At 64.5% G+C, this 12018-nt stretch carries 16 protein-coding genes and 1 tRNA gene; 8 read left to right on the forward strand and 9 right to left on the reverse strand.

Annotation, left to right across the window (positions count from 1 at the left end; translation table 11 throughout):
* Nucleotides 1-66: 66 nt before the first annotated feature.
* Nucleotides 67-492, reverse strand: coding sequence for a hypothetical protein (locus AB3X86_RS19910; RefSeq protein WP_176108714.1), 426 nt, complete (start codon nucleotides 490-492; stop codon nucleotides 67-69).
* 523 nt (nucleotides 493-1015) lie between these two features.
* On the opposite strand from AB3X86_RS19910, the gene ssuD reads away from it, so the two are divergent.
* The 4 genes from ssuD (at nucleotide 1016) to AB3X86_RS19930 (ending at nucleotide 4380) form a co-directional block, all read left to right on the forward strand.
* On the forward strand, nucleotides 1016-2176 hold the full coding sequence (gene ssuD / locus AB3X86_RS19915) for an FMNH2-dependent alkanesulfonate monooxygenase (RefSeq protein WP_368589030.1): 1161 nt from the start codon (nucleotides 1016-1018) through the stop codon (nucleotides 2174-2176).
* A 75-nt stretch (nucleotides 2177-2251) separates the two neighbouring features.
* The gene (gene ssuC, locus AB3X86_RS19920; protein WP_368597333.1) at nucleotides 2252-3100 is read left to right on the forward strand and encodes an aliphatic sulfonate ABC transporter permease SsuC; all 849 of its coding nucleotides are present in this window, start codon (nucleotides 2252-2254) and stop codon (nucleotides 3098-3100) included.
* Nucleotides 3097-4098 (forward strand): ATP-binding cassette domain-containing protein, encoded by a 1002-nt coding sequence (locus AB3X86_RS19925; RefSeq protein ID WP_368597334.1) that lies wholly within the window; start codon nucleotides 3097-3099, stop codon nucleotides 4096-4098. The genes ssuC and AB3X86_RS19925 overlap by 4 nt, the downstream gene beginning before the upstream one ends.
* 66 nt (nucleotides 4099-4164) lie before the next feature.
* A complete protein-coding gene (locus AB3X86_RS19930; RefSeq protein ID WP_008922916.1) occupies nucleotides 4165-4380 on the forward strand; it encodes a molybdopterin-binding protein in 216 nt (71 codons plus the stop codon).
* Between the two features lie 46 nt (nucleotides 4381-4426).
* On the opposite strand, the gene AB3X86_RS19935 is transcribed toward AB3X86_RS19930, so the two are convergent.
* Complete coding sequence (locus tag AB3X86_RS19935; protein WP_368597335.1) at nucleotides 4427-4687, reverse strand: hypothetical protein; 261 nt, start codon at nucleotides 4685-4687, stop codon at nucleotides 4427-4429.
* A gap of 157 nt (nucleotides 4688-4844) precedes the next feature.
* Here AB3X86_RS19935 and AB3X86_RS19940 point away from each other — a divergent pair, with 157 nt between their 5' ends.
* Nucleotides 4845-5042 carry a hypothetical protein gene (locus AB3X86_RS19940; RefSeq protein WP_013089281.1) on the forward strand — a complete coding sequence of 66 codons (198 nt, stop codon included), beginning with the start codon at nucleotides 4845-4847 and terminating at the stop codon, nucleotides 5040-5042.
* 110 nt (nucleotides 5043-5152) lie between these two features.
* Nucleotides 5153-5395, forward strand: coding sequence for a DUF6566 family protein (locus tag AB3X86_RS19945; protein ID WP_368597336.1), 243 nt, complete (start codon nucleotides 5153-5155; stop codon nucleotides 5393-5395).
* 154 nt (nucleotides 5396-5549) lie between these two features.
* Here the strand turns inward: AB3X86_RS19945 and AB3X86_RS19950 are convergent, their stop codons facing one another.
* The 4 genes from AB3X86_RS19950 to AB3X86_RS19965 form a co-directional block, all read right to left on the reverse strand.
* A complete protein-coding gene (locus tag AB3X86_RS19950) occupies nucleotides 5550-5819 on the reverse strand; it encodes a hypothetical protein (protein WP_368597337.1) in 270 nt (89 codons plus the stop codon).
* 350 nt (nucleotides 5820-6169) lie between these two features.
* Nucleotides 6170-6245, reverse strand: a tRNA-His gene (locus AB3X86_RS19955).
* An 89-nt stretch (nucleotides 6246-6334) separates the two neighbouring features.
* Entirely contained in the window at nucleotides 6335-7336 is a 1002-nt protein-coding gene (gene dusA, locus AB3X86_RS19960; RefSeq protein ID WP_368597338.1) for a tRNA dihydrouridine(20/20a) synthase DusA, read from the reverse strand.
* 141 nt (nucleotides 7337-7477) lie between these two features.
* A complete protein-coding gene (locus tag AB3X86_RS19965) occupies nucleotides 7478-7843 on the reverse strand; it encodes a hypothetical protein (protein ID WP_176377903.1) in 366 nt (121 codons plus the stop codon).
* Nucleotides 7844-8257: 414 nt separating this feature from the next.
* Between AB3X86_RS19965 and AB3X86_RS19970 the strand changes: the two genes are divergently transcribed.
* A complete protein-coding gene (locus tag AB3X86_RS19970) occupies nucleotides 8258-8539 on the forward strand; it encodes a hypothetical protein (protein WP_368597339.1) in 282 nt (93 codons plus the stop codon).
* On the opposite strand, the gene AB3X86_RS19975 is transcribed toward AB3X86_RS19970, so the two are convergent.
* Entirely contained in the window at nucleotides 8515-8760 is a 246-nt protein-coding gene (locus AB3X86_RS19975; RefSeq protein ID WP_176367880.1) for a hypothetical protein, read from the reverse strand. The two genes, AB3X86_RS19970 and AB3X86_RS19975, sit on opposite strands and share 25 nt — an antisense overlap.
* A gap of 248 nt (nucleotides 8761-9008) precedes the next feature.
* Nucleotides 9009-9236, reverse strand: coding sequence for a DUF3820 family protein (locus AB3X86_RS19980; RefSeq protein WP_368597340.1), 228 nt, complete (start codon nucleotides 9234-9236; stop codon nucleotides 9009-9011).
* Between the two features lie 168 nt (nucleotides 9237-9404).
* On the opposite strand from AB3X86_RS19980, the gene AB3X86_RS19985 reads away from it, so the two are divergent.
* On the forward strand, nucleotides 9405-10457 hold the full coding sequence (locus AB3X86_RS19985; protein WP_368597341.1) for an NADP(H)-dependent aldo-keto reductase: 1053 nt from the start codon (nucleotides 9405-9407) through the stop codon (nucleotides 10455-10457).
* Between the two features lie 101 nt (nucleotides 10458-10558).
* Here the strand turns inward: AB3X86_RS19985 and AB3X86_RS19990 are convergent, their stop codons facing one another.
* Entirely contained in the window at nucleotides 10559-11983 is a 1425-nt protein-coding gene (locus AB3X86_RS19990) for a M20 family metallopeptidase (RefSeq protein WP_368597342.1), read from the reverse strand.
* Nucleotides 11984-12018 lie beyond the last annotated feature (35 nt).

Here is a 12018-nt window from a genome sequence, read left to right on the forward strand (position 1 = left end):
GAACGCGCCGCCTCGCGAACCCGCCCGCGAAAATCTACGCGTTGCGCGTATTCACGCGCGACGCGCTCATTCCTCGGCCTCGCTCGCCATGAACGCGCGCATGAACACGAGCGCGCCCCAGCCCCACATCGCATTCGCCGCGAAGCCCACCGCGAGGCGCGGCAGCATGTTGCCGCTCGGCCAGATGCCGCGCAGCGGATCGACGACGAACACGCTCGCCGCGGTCAGCACGATGCCGCCGAACACGAACGCCGGTACCCAAGGCGCGTGCCGATGCGGCGCGACGCGCAGCAGCCAGGCCATCAGCACGGCCCAGCACGCGCTCCAGATTGCGTTCGCGATGAATTCAGGCAGGCCGAGCGGCAAAAACGGCGCGGTCGAAAAACCGGTGGGGTCGATCATGCCGGCGGCGTGCATCAGCGCCAGCGTCGATTCGCGGAAGAACAAAGAAGCCAGAAAACCAGCGACGAACGGCAGAATTATTTTGTGCATGCATTGCACCGGCAACGTACTGGCGACGCGAATCGCAACGCCTGTACCGGGTGATTGGAAACGAGCGCCATTATATCGATCGAGGTGCGGCGGCCGCGGCCGCGTGTGTAAAGCGCAACAACCGTATGCGGTAGCGCCGGGCTAATCACGAAAGCGGAATTCCTAAGCTAAAAAAAATCGTTCAAAAGCCGCGGACCGCTCCATAGACTGTTTCCTCATGCAGACGGCGCGGTGTCGCCGTCATCCGTTAAATCGAGCGCACCACGCGCACGTTGGTCGAGGAAAACCGTCGCAATGTCGAGCCTCATGCCGAATCTCCGTTGGCGCAGGGTGCGCGCACGGTCGTGCTCGCGGTGTCGTCCGCCCGGCGCATAGGCTTTCAGCGCTTTTGCCGGCGGCCTGAGCCCACCGTCCGTTTCGCAATCCTTCAATACGTCGCAGCGCCTTGCCGGTTGCCGGCTCGATGCGCGCGGCCGGCGCTCGCGCCCACCGTTTTCTTTCAAGAGCAGGCAGGAGCAACAACATGAATGTGTTCTGGTTCATTCCGACTCACGGCGACAGCCGCTATCTCGGTACGTCCCAAGGCGCACGCGCAGCCGATTACGACTACTTCCGGCAGATCGCCGTCGCTGCCGATACGCTCGGCTACGAGGGCGTGCTGCTGCCGACCGGCCGCTCGTGCGAGGACGCCTGGGTCGTCGCGTCGAGCCTGATTCCCGCGACTCAGCGGCTCAAGTTCCTTGTCGCGATTCGCCCGGGACTGTCGTCGCCGGGGCTCGCCGCACGCATGGCGGCGACGTTCGACCGGCTGTCGAACGGGCGGCTGCTGATCAACGTGGTGACGGGCGGCGACGCGGCCGAACTGGCCGGCGACGGCGTATTCGTCGATCACGACACGCGCTACGAAATCACCGACGAATTCCTGCATATCTGGCGCAAGCTGCTTACGGCCTCGCACAGCAACGAAGCGATCGATTTCGACGGCGAGCATCTGCAATCGAAAGGCGGCAAGGCGCTGTATCCGCCGGTGCAGAACCCGCATCCGCCGCTGTGGTTCGGCGGCTCGTCGGCGGCCGCGCACGATATCGCGGCCGAGCACATCGACACCTATCTGACGTGGGGCGAGCCGCCCGAAGCGGTCGCGAAGAAGATCGCCGACATTCGCGCACGCGCCGCGGCACGCGGCCGGCAGATCCGCTTCGGCATCCGTCTGCACGTGATCGTGCGCGAGACCGAGGAAGAAGCGTGGGCCGCCGCTGACAAGCTGATCAGCAAGCTCGACGACGACACGGTCGCGCGTGCGCAGGCGTCGTTCGCGAAGATGGATTCGGAAGGCCAGCGCCGCATGGCCGCGCTGCACGGTGGCAAACGCGGCGGGCGCGAACAGCTCGAGGTCTATCCGAATCTGTGGGCGGGCGTCGGGCTCGTGCGCGGCGGCGCGGGCACTGCGCTGGTCGGTAGTCCGGAGCAGGTGGCCGCGCGTATGAAGGAGTATGCGGCACTCGGCATCGAGACGTTCATCCTCTCCGGCTATCCGCATCTCGAGGAATCCTACCGCTTTGCCGAACTCGTGTTTCCGCTCCTGCCGCAACGCTTCAGCAAGGTTGCCAACGGGCCGCTGTCGGGGCCGTTCGGCGAAATCGTCGGCACCAGCGATCTGCCGAAGGCGGCGAGCGCGAGCTGAGTGAGCGCGAAGCGAGGGCGCGCGGTCTGCGCGATTCGTGCACGACGATCTCGACCGGCAAGGAGAAAAGCCAACATGAGTGACACTGCTTTGAAGGCGGCTACGGGGGCAACCCCGCAGCCCGCGTCCACCGCGCGCGCTGACGCGTTGCGCCGCTTCGGCGCGCACCTGGTGCCGTGGCTCGCGCCCATCGCGATCCTGCTCGCGTGGGAAATCGCCGCGCGCAGCGGCGCGCTGTCGACACGCGTGCTGCCCGAGCCGCTCGCAGTCGTGAAGGCGGCCTGGTCGCTGATCCAGTCCGGCGAAATGTGGGCGGACGTGAAGGTCAGCACATGGCGCGCGGTGTCGGGCTTCGCGATCGGCGGCGGCATCGGCCTCGTGCTCGGACTGGCGACGGGTTTGTTCAAGCCCGCGGAAATCGTGCTCGATTCGACGGTGCAGATGGTCCGCAACATCCCCGCGCTCGCGATGATTCCGCTCGTGATCCTGTGGTTCGGCATCGAGGAACAAGCGAAGGTGTTCCTCGTGGCGCTCGGCGTGTTCTTTCCGGTCTATGTGAACACGTTCCACGGCATCCGTTCGGTCGATGCGAACCTGATCGAGATGGCGCGCAGTTATGGCGTCAAAGGTTTCGCGCTGTACCGCCACGTAATCCTGCCGGGCGCGCTGCCGTCGATTCTGGTCGGCGTGCGCTTCGCGTTCGGCCTGATGTGGGTCACGCTGATCGTCGCCGAGACGATTTCCGCGCAGTCGGGCATCGGCTACATGACGATGAATGCGCGCGAATTCCTGCAAACCGATGTGGTGGTGGTCGGCATTCTGCTGTACGCGGCGCTCGGCAAGCTCGCGGACATGCTCGCGAAGAGCCTCGAGCGCGTGTCGCTGCGCTGGCATCCGGCCTATCAGCGAGGAGCAAAAGCATGAGCGCAACGACACTAGCGACGACCTTCGGCGGCATCGCGGGCAGCGACCTCGAGACCGAGCTCGCGCAGCCGCGGCTCGCGGATCACGACGCGAACGAGGCCGCGGAGATCGAGCGGGACGGGGCGGCCGGCTTGCAACCCGCCATTGCACTGGCCCGCAGCGACGCGCGCCCCGCAAGCGACGACGCGGTGCAATTGCGCGACGTCGGCAAACGCTATGGCGAGCGCGAGGTGCTGTCGGGCTTCGATCTGTCGATCGAGCGCGGCAGCTTCGTCGCGATCGTCGGCCGCAGCGGCTGCGGCAAGTCGACGTTGCTGCGACTCGTCGCCGGTCTCGAAGAAGCCAGCTCGGGCGTGCTCGAAAAACGCGCCGGCAGTGGCGGTCCGCTCGACACTCGCATCATGTTTCAGGATGCGCGTCTTCTGCCATGGAAAAGCGTGCTGCAGAACGTGATGCTCGGCCTCGGCGGCGGCCGGGGCGCGCGCGACGATGCGCGCGCGGTGCTCGCCGAAGTCGGCCTGCTCGAACGTGCGAACGACTGGCCCGCGCAACTCTCGGGCGGTCAGCGGCAGCGCGTCGCGCTAGCGCGCGCGCTCGTGCATCGTCCGCAACTGCTGCTGCTCGACGAGCCGCTCGGTGCGCTCGATGCGTTGACGCGCATCGAAATGCACACGCTGATCGAACGGCTGTGGCGCGAGCATCGCTTCACCGCGCTGCTCGTCACGCACGACGTGCACGAAGCCGTCGCGCTCGGCGACCGGATTTTGCTGATCGAGGAGGGCCGCATCGCGCTCGATCAACCGGTCGCGCTTGCGCGGCCACGGGCGCGGGCGTCGGCGGGCTTCGCCGCGCTCGAAGATCACGTGTTGCAACGCGTACTCAAAAACGCGCCGAACGACGACACCATCGCGCATCGCGCGCACGAGCCCTATGACCCGTACGGCTTGCCGGAACCGGGCCGTCTGACGCGGCCGACCGAGGTGCGCTGGGCCGTCTGAGCTTTCCAGCAAATCGATCCCGTCTGATCCATTCCGTTATCAACCGCTTCTGTGGAGTTATCTGAAATGAGCATTTCCGCCATCAACGTGCGCAATCAATTCAAAGGCAAGGTCAAGGAAATCATTCGCGGCTCGGTTGTGTCCGAAGTCGACGTGGAGACGCCGTTCGGCATCGTCACGTCGGTGATCACGACGCGCTCGGTCGACGAACTCGAACTGAAAGTCGGCTCGGAGGTGGTCGCGCTCGTGAAGTCGACCGAGGTGTCGATTGCGCGGCTTTGACGCGGCTTTGACGACGTTGCGCTAGCGCGAGCGGCGTGCGCAGCGGCTACTTCGCGTTTGCGCCGCTTGCTGGCGGCTCGTGCGACATGTGGTCGTTGGTTGGCTTCGTCGGTCGCTTGATCGGCATGTTGTCCGGGTTGCTCGAACCCCCGGCGCCCGATGCCGCCTCGGGCGGTTTGGCCATCGGCGCATGACTATCCGGCGGCGCGCTGGACGCCGTCTGCGCGACGGCGTTCGCGCCGCCCGCGAGCAGCGCCGCCAGCGCTGCAGCAGTGGCCGTTAGGGTGGCCCAATTGCCTCGCTTCATGTCGTTCTCCTTCGATGTCGCGCGTCGTCCGTAGACACGCGGCTGTGTGCACGACTCACTAGTAGCAGACTGTGTTCCGGGGCCGCTGCGGGCGCGCACGCCTGCATCCGCCGATGAAACTTGCTACGATGAATTGACCATTCCGACGGAGACGGCCATGTCGAAGTCCTTGAGTCCCGAAGCGGTCGAAGCGTTGCGGCGTCTGAACGACGTCGGCGTCGGACAGACGGCGCCCGAAGTGGCGCAGTCCGTCGCGGCGGAGTTGCTGGCATGCGACCTCGTCGCCGAAGCGGGCAGCGGTGGGGTCGAAATCAACTGCAACGGCCGGCAGTATCTTTCCGGCGACTGCAATTGATCCGCTGATCGGCGGCCGGCCGCGCGGCCGGGGTGAAGGGCGAGGCGGCGCGTCGCGGGTGAGTCGCGCGCGTTCGTTTGCCCGCGATCAGCGAAACCACGGAGACGAACATGGAGCCGAAGGGCGTCGACATGGGCGACTATCAGGCGCGCTATGGCGACTATGACATCGAGGTGGCGGTCGAACAGGTGCTGACCGGCGTCAAGGCGCATTTCCGGGTGCTGCGCGACGATTCAACGGTGGTCGACTGGCAGTTCGTGCATATCGATAGCTTGTGGTCCACCGAGCATGCGGCCGCCGAGGCGGCTTTCAGTGCGGCGCGCGAGTTGATCGACGCGGGGCTGGCAAGCTAATGGCGGATAGCCTCGTCGCGACGCAACGGTGCTGGGCGCACTACAGCCGGCGTAAACGCAACTGGGCGCCGGCATCGATACTGCATGCGCGGCGCCCAGTTTGATCGCTGCCTGCAGAGGCAGCGGATCCGACGGTACTGCTACTGCTGGCGGCTTAGTGGCCGAAGTACACCGATTGCGGGCCCGACTTGGACTCGCCGCGCGAGCCCGATTGGGTCGACACGCTATTCACGCCACCGTACGCATTCGATTGCGCGTTGGCGCTTTCAGCAGCGACGGTCTGCGCGTTCTGGCCTTGTTGCGAAGCCGGCGCGCCAACCGACGGACGATAGTACGGCGCCGGACCATAGCCGCTTGCGAAAGCGGGAGCGGCGATCGAGGCGGAAGCGGCAACCAGCAGGGCGGCGATAAACTTGGTCTTCATGGTAGGACTCCGATAACGTTTCGACTGCATTTCAGGAAGATGTTGCAGGAGCCAGTGAACCAGGTGTCTGCAACGTCGATGGAAGGCAGTGTATACCCCTACTATCGAGAATTTGTGCCGATAATCTGAAATTACTATTCCCGACGAAGAAACAATCGTTCAGACCTAAGCGCGGCAAGGCAGAGCGGTGATCCGGCCCCGCTGGCCAAGCGGTTTTCGAGGATAGAGAGGAGGCGGGAAGGGGTGATGCGGGCCGGAAGACCGCACGTTCATCATGGAAAACGCAGAAGGCTGCCAGCAAAACGAAAACGGCGTTGTGATTGCTCACAACGCCGTTTGCTTGAATTCTCTGGGGTGGCTGATGGGACTCGAACCCACGACGACAGGAATCACAATCCTGGACTCTACCAACTGAGCTACAGCCACCACTAACATCTGCTTGACTTGCTTTAAAAACCTGTCTCGCCGACGAAGAAACGAGATTATAGGGACTAGATCTGGCTTTGCCTAGTCCTTTATTCAAAAATTTCGAGGGGCTCGCGCAGATGCTGTCTCGCTTCGTCGAAGATGGTCAGATCGCGGGCTGCAAGCCGCTTGCTGTCGGACAAAACTCGACGCCAACCGCGCGCGCCAGCTTCGCCGCGATACAGCCCGAGCGCATGGCGTGTGATCGCGCCGAGATAGGTTCCGCGCGCCATTTCGGTCGCGCAATACTCGATCAGTTTCGCTTCGACCTGATCGCGCGTCAGCGGCGCCTGCGTTGCCCCATAGAAGCGCGCGTCGACATCGGCGAGCACGTACGGGTTGTGATACGCCTCGCGCCCGAGCATCACGCCGTCGACGTGCTGAAGATGCGTGTCGACTTCGTCGAGCGTCTTGATACCGCCATTGATGATGATCTCCAACTGCGGAAAATCGCGCTTCAACTGATATGCGTAGTCGTACTTGAGCGGCGGAATTTCGCGGTTTTCCTTCGGGCTCAAGCCCTTCAGGATCGCGTTGCGCGCATGAACGATGAACACGTCGCAGCCGGCTTGCGCGATCGTGCCGACGAAATCGCGGACGAAGCCGTATTCCTGAACCGTATCGACGCCGATGCGGTGCTTGACCGTGACCGGCACCGATACGACGTCGCGCATCGCCTTCACGCAATCGGCGACGAGTTGCGGCTCGTTCATCAGGCATGCGCCGAACGCGCCGCGTTGCACGCGCTCGGACGGGCAGCCGCAATTCAGGTTGATTTCGTCATAGCCCCATTGCTCGCCGAGCTTTGCCGAACGCGCGAGATCGTCGGGCTCGCTGCCGCCGAGTTGCAGCGCGACCGGCGCTTCGTCGGGCGTGAACGCGAGATGACGCGGCACGTCGCCGTGCAGCAGCGCACCGGTCGTCACCATTTCCGTGTAAAGCCACGTATGGCGCGAAATCATTCGATGCAGCGAGCGGCAATGACGATCCGTCCAGTCCATCATCGGGGCGACGGACACGCGGCGGGGGCTGGGAGTGCGGGGTAAAGACATGGAACGGCCGAGCGGGCTTGAATCAAAACGATAATTTTACCGCAAGGCCAGAAAGCGCCGGGCGCGCTGAAGTCGTGTCACTGTCGCGACGGAGGCGGGCACCGGTTCGTCGATGCATCAAGGCCTCAATGCCTGAATGCCTCAGTGTCCATGTCCCCCCATCCCGCCACCACCGGTCCACGCGCTGCCGCCGCCGTGCATGCCGCCGAAGCCGCCGCCGTGCCATCCGCCGGCCCCCCCATGCCATCCGCCGTGCCCGCCGTGCCAACCACCGCCATGCCATCCGCCGCGACCGTGCCAATAGCCATGGCCGTAATAGCAGCACGGCCCGCCAAAACCGCCGTAGAAACCAATCGAGCCGTACACCGGCCCGTAGTAAGGCGGTCCGTACGCGTAGGGATAATAGGGTTGCGCATAGCCGTAGTCCGCTGGCGGCGCGACGGCGCATCCAGTGATGCTCGCTGCCACGGCCGCTAGCAGCGTCATCGATGCAATGAGCCTGGTCACGGTTTTCTCCTTCACGTAAACCTCAGAAAAACCGCGCGCAATGGAGTTCGGCCGCGTTTGTGTCCGAGCGTTACCGGCGTCGGCGGTCCCGCTGTGCGCTTGGGGCTTCGACCATGCGAGCCGTTGCCGCGATGGTCGACCTTTCCGCCAATCTTCCCGCGTCTTACCGAACGGCGCTGCGGTAACACTTCGTTAACCATTCGAAACGCTACTCAAGGGCATCGCTGCTAACTTCCGTCGGACGATTCGTCTTTTGAGTCGCAAGCGATGCGATGCAGACGATCCGCTGCGGATCGACGTCGAGACGTTGAACAAAGCGGGCGCGGCGCAGTGGAGTGCTCTCGGCGCGGACTATCTGTCACCGCGCCTACGATCAGTTGATGGCCCACTAACGGCGCGTTCTTCCCCCGGGACTTGAGGCTCGAGATCGAATTCGAGGAACTGGCCGACGATCTCGAGCCGAACGTGCGTCGCATGCTCGCGCATCGCGGACTCGAGTGGGACGAACGTTGCCTCCTATTTCACGAGACGACGCGGCCTGTGAGCGCCGCGAGTTCGGCGCAGGTGCGCCGGCCGTTGTATCGCACGTCGATGCGGCGCTGGCGGCCGCGACGCGAATTGCTCGAACCGCTATGGGAAGGCTTCGGCCCCGAGCTGGCGGCGGCCGGCGCTCAATGCGCGATCACCGACACGTGATGCAGCCAAGGGTACACGCCGGCAATGAACGCCGCATAGATCGCCGCCATCGTCACGCCGGCAGCCGTGCCCCACACGTCACGCGAGGCCGCACCCTGGCGGAAATGCACGGGTAGTCCGACCACGACGTAGCCGATCACGAAGAACAGGATGACCGCACGCACCGGCGACAGATCGTGACCGATGAAGTCGAGCAACGCGGACAGGTTGAATTGCGACATGGACATACAGGCAGTCACGAAGGCGGGGGATCGCACGGCGCCGGAACACAAGGAAACAGTGGAGTGAACGATGACTGAACCACTTCACTATCGACGTTCCACAGCGCGACGACCTAAGCCGATTAAAGGCCATGCAATCGCGATCCGCAAGGAAAAAACCTGTCTGAATTCGGACTGCCCGACATTGCTTGCGGCCTGCCTGCGCCGCGACTTTCGGCGGGCTTGGCAACGCTTTCACGGAGACGCTCTCAACGCTCGTTGGGCTTCGGTTTGCGCAAGGGATCGAGCAGCGGTTTCAAACCGTTGTGATCGATCTCGTGCATCAACGCGAGCAGCCGGCCGATCTCGCCGGGCGGAAAGCCCTGGCTCGCGAACCAGTTCAAATAGTGGCCGGGCAGGTCGGCGATCACGCGGCCTTTATATTTCCCGTAGGGCATCATGCGCGTGACCAGCAATTCGAGGTGTTCCTGATTCATGGCAACGAAGTCATGATGAAGCGCGCCTCATGAGCGCAAAGCGTGTACTACGCAAATCGCAGGCGGCGCGCAGCAACGCATGGCCCCGCATTCTAGCCTTGCTGCAGGCAATGCGCCGGCGTGGTAACGTCTGCGCTTTCCGTTCACCTCTTCAACAGGACAAGTTAGATGGAATACCGCAGACTCGGCGACTCCGACGTGCAGGTCAGCCTGATTGGTCTCGGCACGATGACGTGGGGCGAGCAGAACACCGAGCAGGAAGCACACGCGCAGATCGACTACGCGCTCGATCACGGCGTGAACCTGATCGACACCGCCGAAATGTATCCGGTGCCGCCGCGCGCCGAAACTCAAGGTTCGACGGAGCGCTACATCGGCACGTGGCTCGCGCAGCACAAGTCCGCGCGCGAGAAGATCGTGCTCGCCACCAAGATCGCGGGTCCCGCGCGTCAGCCGCACAATCCGCGCCATATTCGCGGCGAAGGCAACCAGTTCGACCGCAAGAACCTGACCGAGGCGCTCAACGACAGCCTCAAACGTCTGCAAACGGACTACGTCGATCTGTATCAGCTGCATTGGCCCGATCGCAGCACGATGACCTTCGGCCGTCCGTCATATCCGTGGGTCGACGACGCGTACACGGTGCCGATCGAGGAAACGCTGACTGTGCTCGCCGAATTCGTGAAGGCTGGCAAGGTGCGCCATGTCGGCGTGTCGAACGAAACGCCGTGGGGCGTCGCGCAGTTTCTGCGCGCGGCCGAAAAGCTCGGCTTGCCGCGCATCGTCAGCATCCAGAATCCGTACAGCCTGTTGAACCGCACGTACGAAGCGGGTCTGTCCGAGTACGCGCATCGCGACAACATCGGTCTGCTCGCGTACTCGCCGCTCGCGTTCGGCTGGCTGTCAGGCAAGTACGAAGGCGGCGCAGGTCCGGCCGGCGCACGCATCACGCTGTTCGAGCGCTTCGCGCGCTACAGCAAGCCGCAAGCCGTGCAGGCGACCACCCGTTATGTCGAGCTCGCGAAGCGCCACGGCATGTCGCCCGCGCAATTCGCGCTCGCGTTCGTCAATAGCCGGCCGTTCGTGACCAGCAATCTGATCGGCGCGACGTCGCTCGAGCAGTTGAAGGAAAACATCGCGAGCGCGGACGTCAAGCTGTCGCCGGAATTGCTTGCGGAAATCGACAAGCTGCACGAGCTGCAGCCGAATCCGGCGCCTTGATGTCGGTGCCGAGGTAAGCGCGACGCGCTTGCCTCGGTCGCCCCAGCAGAATGCCGGGGCGGCCGCGGCAGGCACCGCGAATCAATCGGCGCGAGCCGAACTCAAGTCGCGGCCTTTGCCGCATCCACTTCCTCGCGCTTTGCCGCAAGCGGCGAATTCTCGCCGAGATCCCAGAACAGTCCCGCCATCATCTGCAGGCCCTCACGCACCACCGGGCCTAGAAGGTGCTCGTTCGGCGCATGCTGCGAGCAGGCCGGATAAGAATGCGGCACCCAGATCGTCGGCAGACCGAGCGTGTCGGCGAATACCTCGTTCGGCAGCGTGCCGCCGAGATTCGGCAGCAGCGCGGTCTTCTTGCCGGTGGTCGCTTCGAGCGACGCTAGCGCCCATGTGACCCACGGATCGTCGGGATCGAGCCGTGTGGCCGGTGCGCCGCGTTCGACGTCGATTTCGACCAGCTGAAAGCCGTGCGCATCGAGATGCGCGCGCAGATGCTTGCCGAGATTTTCCCAATCCGTGCCGACCACGAAACGCAACTGGCAGACCGCGAACGCCGACGGCGGAATCGCGTTGACCGGGTTCTCCGGATTGCCCGCCTTGAAGGCCAGCACTTCGAAGCTGTTCCAGCCGAACACGCGCTCGGGCGCGGAAAGCCCCGGCTCGCCCCAGTTGTCGTCGACGGTGGGGTCGCCAGGACCGTCGCCCACCGTGATGTCGGCAAGCGCGCGGCGCACGGCCTCCGGGATCGGCGGCGGACGCAGGCCGTCGACTGTGATCACGCCGCGCGCATCGACGAGACTCGCGAGCGCGTTGGCGAGCACCGTCGCCGGATTGCGCAACAGGCCGCCCCAGTTGCCCGAGTGATGCGCGCCGTCGCGCAGGTTCAGCGACAGCTTGAAATTGACCGCGCCGCGCGAGCCGAGAAACACGGTCGGACGACGCGCGGCGAGACGCGGGCCGTCGGAGGCGATCAGCACGTCGGCGGCGAGTTCGTCGCGGTGCGCGCGGCAGACCGCATCGAGCCCCGGCGAGCCGGTTTCCTCGCCCATTTCGATCAGCAGCTTGGTGTTGAAGCCGAGTTTGCCGTCGCGCGCGGCGAGCGTGCACGCGAGCGCGGCGAGGTTGATCGAGTGCTGGCCTTTGTTGTCGGCGGTGCCGCGACCGAACCAGCGCTCGCCTTCGATGGTCACCGCCCACGGCGTCAGCGGCGCGCGCCACTGGCTGTCGTAGCCGCGCACGACGTCGCCGTGGCCGTAGATCAGCACGGTCGGCAGATGATCGCCTTCGTGACGGTTCGCGATCAGGAACGGACCGAAACCGTCGACCGGGTTATCGACGATGCGCGCGCTGAAGCCGAGGCGCTTCGCTTGGGGTTGGATTTCGTTGGTCAGATAAGACCGCAGCAGCGCGCCGCGATCGCTTTCCTGGCTTTCGGTGCGAATACCGACGCGGCGGTTCAGGTCGGCGAGAAAAGCGCCGGATTCGAAGTGCCGGGTGGCAAGCTCGATGGCCTGGTGGCGGCTCATGTCGGTGTCTCCAATGCGGGTGATGGGCGAGGCGG

Origin of the sequence: Paraburkholderia sp. BR14374 (assembly GCF_040948685.1) — a bacterium.
Taxonomy (GTDB): domain Bacteria; phylum Pseudomonadota; class Gammaproteobacteria; order Burkholderiales; family Burkholderiaceae; genus Paraburkholderia; species Paraburkholderia youngii.

Excerpts from the sequence above, each read along its gene's own strand:
- AB3X86_RS19910 (WP_176108714.1), bottom strand. The coding sequence starts at position 492 with ATGCACAAAATAATTCTGCCGTTCGTCGCTGGTTTTCTGGCTTCTTTG.
- ssuD (WP_368589030.1), top strand. The coding sequence starts at position 1,016 with ATGAATGTGTTCTGGTTCATTCCGACTCACGGCGACAGCCGCTATCTC.
- ssuC (WP_368597333.1), top strand. The coding sequence starts at position 2,252 with ATGAGTGACACTGCTTTGAAGGCGGCTACGGGGGCAACCCCGCAGCCC.
- AB3X86_RS19925 (WP_368597334.1), top strand. The coding sequence starts at position 3,097 with ATGAGCGCAACGACACTAGCGACGACCTTCGGCGGCATCGCGGGCAGC.
- AB3X86_RS19930 (WP_008922916.1), top strand. The coding sequence starts at position 4,165 with ATGAGCATTTCCGCCATCAACGTGCGCAATCAATTCAAAGGCAAGGTC.
- AB3X86_RS19935 (WP_368597335.1), bottom strand. The coding sequence starts at position 4,687 with ATGAAGCGAGGCAATTGGGCCACCCTAACGGCCACTGCTGCAGCGCTG.
- AB3X86_RS19940 (WP_013089281.1), top strand. The coding sequence starts at position 4,845 with ATGTCGAAGTCCTTGAGTCCCGAAGCGGTCGAAGCGTTGCGGCGTCTG.
- AB3X86_RS19945 (WP_368597336.1), top strand. The coding sequence starts at position 5,153 with ATGGAGCCGAAGGGCGTCGACATGGGCGACTATCAGGCGCGCTATGGC.
- AB3X86_RS19950 (WP_368597337.1), bottom strand. The coding sequence starts at position 5,819 with ATGAAGACCAAGTTTATCGCCGCCCTGCTGGTTGCCGCTTCCGCCTCG.
- dusA (WP_368597338.1), bottom strand. The coding sequence starts at position 7,336 with ATGTCTTTACCCCGCACTCCCAGCCCCCGCCGCGTGTCCGTCGCCCCG.
- AB3X86_RS19975 (WP_176367880.1), bottom strand. The coding sequence starts at position 8,760 with ATGTCGCAATTCAACCTGTCCGCGTTGCTCGACTTCATCGGTCACGAT.
- AB3X86_RS19980 (WP_368597340.1), bottom strand. The coding sequence starts at position 9,236 with ATGAATCAGGAACACCTCGAATTGCTGGTCACGCGCATGATGCCCTAC.
- AB3X86_RS19985 (WP_368597341.1), top strand. The coding sequence starts at position 9,405 with ATGGAATACCGCAGACTCGGCGACTCCGACGTGCAGGTCAGCCTGATT.
- AB3X86_RS19990 (WP_368597342.1), bottom strand. The coding sequence starts at position 11,983 with ATGAGCCGCCACCAGGCCATCGAGCTTGCCACCCGGCACTTCGAATCC.